This window comes from Streptomyces sp. OfavH-34-F, assembly GCF_022347745.1.
Taxonomy (GTDB): Bacteria; Actinomycetota; Actinomycetes; order Streptomycetales; family Streptomycetaceae; genus Streptomyces.
In genome coordinates this window covers 1-5,122 of the sequence record NZ_JAKRGC010000387.1, presented here as the reverse complement: position 1 = coordinate 5,122, position 5,122 = coordinate 1, and the positions used below count along the sequence as shown (strand labels likewise).

The 5,122-nt window shown below is 72.1% G+C and carries 5 protein-coding genes; 2 read left to right on the top strand and 3 right to left on the bottom strand.

What is annotated here, in order from left to right; all coding sequences use genetic code 11:
* A partial coding sequence (locus tag MHW47_RS31655) for a M9 family metallopeptidase (protein ID WP_239227304.1) occupies positions 1 to 2,172 on the top strand: 2,172 nt, incomplete at its 5' end.
* A gap of 9 nt (positions 2,173 to 2,181) precedes the next feature.
* Here the strand turns inward: MHW47_RS31655 and MHW47_RS31650 are convergent.
* The 3 genes from MHW47_RS31650 to MHW47_RS31640 form a co-directional block, all read right to left on the bottom strand.
* Positions 2,182 to 2,571 carry a barstar family protein gene (locus tag MHW47_RS31650; protein ID WP_239227303.1) on the bottom strand — a complete coding sequence of 130 codons (390 nt, stop codon included), beginning with the start codon at positions 2,569 to 2,571 and terminating at the stop codon, positions 2,182 to 2,184.
* Positions 2,572 to 2,651: 80 nt separating this feature from the next.
* The gene (locus MHW47_RS31645) at positions 2,652 to 3,044 is read right to left on the bottom strand and encodes a ribonuclease domain-containing protein (RefSeq protein WP_239227302.1); all 393 of its coding nucleotides are present in this window, start codon (positions 3,042 to 3,044) and stop codon (positions 2,652 to 2,654) included.
* Positions 3,045 to 3,131: 87 nt separating this feature from the next.
* A complete protein-coding gene (locus MHW47_RS31640) occupies positions 3,132 to 3,722 on the bottom strand; it encodes a TetR/AcrR family transcriptional regulator (protein ID WP_239227301.1) in 591 nt (196 codons plus the stop codon).
* Positions 3,723 to 3,944: 222 nt separating this feature from the next.
* On the opposite strand from MHW47_RS31640, the gene MHW47_RS31635 reads away from it, so the two are divergent.
* On the top strand, positions 3,945 to 5,122 hold a 1,178-nt coding region (locus MHW47_RS31635; protein WP_239227300.1), incomplete at its 3' end, for a serine/threonine-protein kinase.

Sequence of the window (5,122 nt, the reverse complement as noted above, 5' to 3'; positions counted from 1 at the left end):
GCGTCCGTCACCGCCCCCGCGCAGGACCCGGCCCACCTGGGCGGCACGGCCCTCAGCCCGGCCGACCGCGCCCCGGTCAGCGCATCGAAGGACGCCCTGCGCCGCGACTACGACGACCCCCGCGCCACCCGCCCGAGCCACCCGGCGCCCTCCATGAAGGCCGGGGCCCGTACCACCGCCAGGGCCGCCGCCTGCTCCGTGGCCGACTTCACCAGCCGCACCGGCAGCGCCCTCGTCCAGCAGATCAAGGCGTCCCCGACCGACTGCGTCAACACCCTGTTCTCCGTCAAGGGCAACGACGGCTACCTCGCCTTCCGCGAGGCGCAGATGGTCACCGTCGCCAACGCCCTGCGCGACGGATCGGCCGCCTACCCCGGCGACAGCAGCACCGGCATGCCCCAGCTGGTGCTCTACCTGCGCGCCGGCTACTACGTGCAGTACTACGACCCGGGCACCGTCGGCGACTACGGCACCGCCCTGCGCACCGCCATCCAGGGCGGCCTGGACGCCTTCTTCGCCTCCGCGCACTCCCGGGACGTCACCGACGCCAACGGCGAGACCCTGAGCGAGGCCGTCGTCCTCATCGACAGCGCCGAGCAGAACGCCCGCTACCTGGACGTCCTCAAGCGGCTGCTGGCCGACTACGACACCTCGTACGACGGCTCCTGGTACATGCTCAACGCGGTCAACAACGTCTACACGGTGACCTTCCGGGGCCACCAGCTGCCCGCGTTCGTCAGCGCCGTCGAGGCCGACCCCAGCCTGCTCGACGCCCTGGCCGGCTTCGCCCGCGCCCACCTGGACCTGCTCGGCACCAGCCGGTCCTACCTCACCTCCAACGCGGGCCGCGAACTGGCGCGCTTCCTCCAGGAGGACTCCCTGCGGCCCACGGCGAAACCGCTGGTCATCGACCTGCTGGGGCGCAGCTCCCTGACCGGGCCGACCGCGCCGCTGTGGGTGGGCCTCGCCGAGATGGCCGACTACTACGACAGCGCGAACTGCTCCGCCTACGGCACCTGCGACCTCGCCGCCCGCCTCCGCAGCGCCGTGCTGCCGGTCTCGTACACGTGCAGCGACAGCATCCGCATCCTGGCCCAGCAGATGTCCTCCGGCGACCTCACCAAGGCGTGCACCAGCCTGCGCGGGCAGGACGCCTACTTCCACCGGGTGGCCCGGGACGGCGGACCCGTCGCCGGGGACCGCAACACCACCATCGAGGTCGTCGTCTTCGACTCCAGCACCGACTACCAGACCTACGCCGGAGCGATCTACGGCATCGACACCAACAACGGTGGGATGTATCTGGAGGGCGACCCGGCGGCGGCCGGCAACCAGCCCAGGTTCATCGCCTACGAGGCCGAGTGGGTCCGCCCCGACTTCCAGATATGGAACCTCAACCACGAGTACACCCACTACCTCGACGGCCGGTTCGACATGGCGGGCGACTTCGCCGCCGGAGTCTCCACCCCGACCGTCTGGTGGATCGAGGGCTTCGCGGAGTACGTCTCCTACTCCTACCGCGACGTCGTCTACGAGGACGCCGTCGCGCAGGCCGCCGCGCACACCTACACCCTGCGCACCCTGTTCGACACCACCTACGAGAACGCCGACCAGACCCGCGTCTACAACTGGGGCTACCTGGCCGTCCGTTACATGCTCCAGTCGCACCGCGCCGACGTCGACAAGCTGCTGGGGCTGTACCGCGCCGGGGACTGGAAGGGCGCCCGCACCCTGCTCACCTCCACCATCGGCAGCCGCTACGACGCCGACTGGAACACCTGGCTGACCGCCTGCGCCGCCGGCGACTGCGGCACCCTGAGCGACCCGCCGACCGAGCCCACCGCCCAGTGCACCGGCAGCGACGTCCGCGAACTGGGCCAGGACTGCGCCCGCAGCGGGCAGCACGCCACCCGGGGCAACTACTCCTACCTGTACCTCTACATACCCGCCGGCACCGAGCGGCTGACCATCACCACCAGCGGCGGCACCGGTGACGCCGACCTCTACTACAGCGCCAACGGCTGGGCGACCACCGGCTCGTACACCGCCAGGGCCACCGGCAGCGGCAACGCGCACACCCTCACCATCGACCGCCCGGCGGCCGGGGCGCACTACGTCAGCCTGTACGCCGTGCAGGACTTCGGGCAGGTGACCGTCACGACGCGGTACTGACCCCGGGCCTCACAACAGCCTCAGCCCGTCCGCCCCCAACCGGTCCCGGATGATCTCCACCAGCCGGTCGAAGAGGGTCGGACCCAGCCCCGCGGCCGCCCGCGCGCACTCCTCGCGCAGGCGGCCGCGGTTGCTCTCGTGGGCCCGGGCGGCCAGCCGCTCCAGATACCGCGCGGTCGCCGCATGGCCCAGGGCCCGCGCCGAGAGCGCGTGATCGCGCCACTCGAAGACGAAGTCGCCGTCGTCCGGCGTGCCCATGCCGCCGGACAGGCAGTCCGCGAAGGCGTCGAGATTCCGGCCGAAATACCCGCCGGGCCCGTTCACCGCCTCGCCGACCACGGTCCAGAAGCTGTCCGGGCCGGTGATCCGGGAGCCCTCGATCACATAGGTCGCGGTCATGGGCCGAGCGTACAAGCCGCTCCGCCCGACAGGGGTCCGCGCCGCAGGTGGGGGACTGCGGCGCGGACCGGGCAGGCGGTTCAGCAGCCGTACGCGATGAGGTCGAACGTCGCGTAGTGATCGGCGGTGTAGTAGTCCTCCCGGTACTCCTCACCCGTCACCACGCGGCGCGCGCCGCGCGTCGGGGAGCCGGGGGTGATCACGGTGTACTCGTGGTAGTAGCCGGTGTCCTGCGAGGGCAGCACGCCCTCGCGGTTCTGGAAGACGGTGCCGTCCTGGCTGTACGGGAACGGGCCGCCGGACTCGATGAGGTCCAGGGTGTCGTGGGCCTGGGACGGCAGGTCCGAGTAGCAGACGCTGCCGACCGAAGCGGCCGAGGCGGAGGCGGTCGCCGTGACGGGACCGCCGATGAGGAGAGCGGACAGAAGGGCGGCAGCGCCGCCGAGCGTGGTGATCCGTGGGGGGATTCGCATATCCCATGATGACGCGCGTAGACCGCCGGGCGTCAACGCCGATTCGGGTGAACTTTTGGTGAGTTGACCGAGGAGGGGGCGCACAACTCAAGGGCTGACGGAGCGCCAGACCCGGTCCGGGACCGTGCGGACGGCCTCCTCGATGTCGACGTCCCCGAGGGCGAGCCAGCGGCGCGCGACGCCCGTCACCGGCCCCAGGACGAGCGACTCCAGCACGGGCAGCGGCAGCGCGGCCAGCTCGCCCGACTCCCGGTGGGCGTGCAGCCAGGCGGCGAGCGGGGCGATCCGCGCCTCCTGGGCGTTCCGGACCCGCCGGGCGTCCGTCACCAGTTCCCGGTCGGCGGCGACCGAGTGCATGAGCCGGGAGGCGTCCGGATACTCCTGGACGAAGCGCAGATACGTCTCCGTCACCGCGTGCACCCCGGCGCGCGCGCCCGTCACCCCGGCGAGCGCGCCGGCCAGTTCCTCCAGGAGGCGGCCGAGCCAGGACTGCGCGAGGGCGAGCACCACTCCGTGCAGGCTGCCGAAGTGGTGGTAGATGCTGCCGGCGCTCACCCCGCTGGCCGAGGTGAGCGCGGCGAGCGTCAGTCCGGCCTCGCCCCGTGACGCGTACAGCTCCAGGGCGCTGTCGAGCACCTGTGCGGCCGTGGCCTCGCCCCGCTGCTGCTTCGGGCTCATTCACGCACCCCCCACTTCCGGAATCGACCACTCCCGATGATGCCGTCCGGAACAGCGTAGGAGAGAATTCCGGAATTTCTTCCGGAAGTTGTTCCAATGTGTTCCCCCTTTGCTTCACACTGAACGTTCGCCGCGTCAACTCGCGGCCACGTGCAGGGGTTTCGGTACGGGCGGTGGTCCCGGGGAGGGCTGCCGTCCGGGACACACGGGGAGCGCTCGGACATGACCGGCGTGCACGACGACGACCGCGCTGACGACGAGGACTACCTCGACGGAGGCATCAAGCCGCTGACGCCGAGCGATCCGGCGCGCATCGGGCCCTATCTGCTGCTGGGCCGGCTCGGCGCGGGCGGGATGGGCCGGGTCTACCTCGCGCGGGCCGACGGCGGCCGCACGGTCGCGGTCAAGGTCGTGCACGCGGAGCACGTCGCGGACCCGCAGTTCCGGGCCCGCTTCCGCCGCGAGGTCGACGCCGCCCGGCGTGTCGGTGAACGCCACACCGCGCCCGTGCTGGACGCCGCGCCGGACGCCGAGTTCCCCTGGGTGGCCACGGGCTACGTGCCCGGTCTCTCCCTGGAACAGGTCGTCCGGGGCCACGGCGCGCTGCCCGCCGACGCCGTGCGGGCCCTGGCCACCGGACTGCTGCACGCGCTCAAGGACATCCACGCGGCGAAGATCGTGCACCGCGACCTCAAGCCCTCCAACGTGATGCTCACGATGGAGGGCCCCAAGGTCATCGACTTCGGCATCGCCCGCGCGGTCGGGACCACCGTCGAATCCCTGCTCACCAGCACCGGCATGATGATCGGCTCGCCCGGCTTCATGGCCCCGGAGCAGGTGCGCGGGGAGAGCGCGGTCCCCAAGAGCGACGTGTTCACCCTCGGCTGCGTGCTGACGTACGCGGCGACCGGCACGCTCCCGTTCGGCCACGGCGCGAGCAACCAGCACGCGATCATGTACAAGATCGCCGAGGCCGAACCCGACCTGAAGCGGGTCAAGGACGCGGATCTCAAGGCCCTGATCGCGCGGCTGCTCACCAAGAGCATCGACGAGCGGCCCTCCGTGGACGAACTGCTGGCCGAACTCGGGGGCGAGGCCGGGCCGGCGGCCGCCGCCGGGCTGCCCGCCCCCGTGGTCAGTCATCTGGCCCGCCAGGCGGCGCAGTTGCTGGACGCCGAGGCGAAACCGCTGCGCCAGGAGGGCGACCGCGCCACCCTGCCTCTCGGCGCCGCGGCCGACGGGGGAGCGGCCCCGGCGGGAGCGGCCCTCGCGGGAGCGGCGCAGGCGGACGGCGGGGAGACGGCCGCGAAGCCGAAACGGGAGCGGCGCCGCCCCTGGCTGGTCGCCGTCCCGCTGGTCGTGGTCGTCGGCGGAGGGGGCGGCACGCTGGCCGTCCTCCA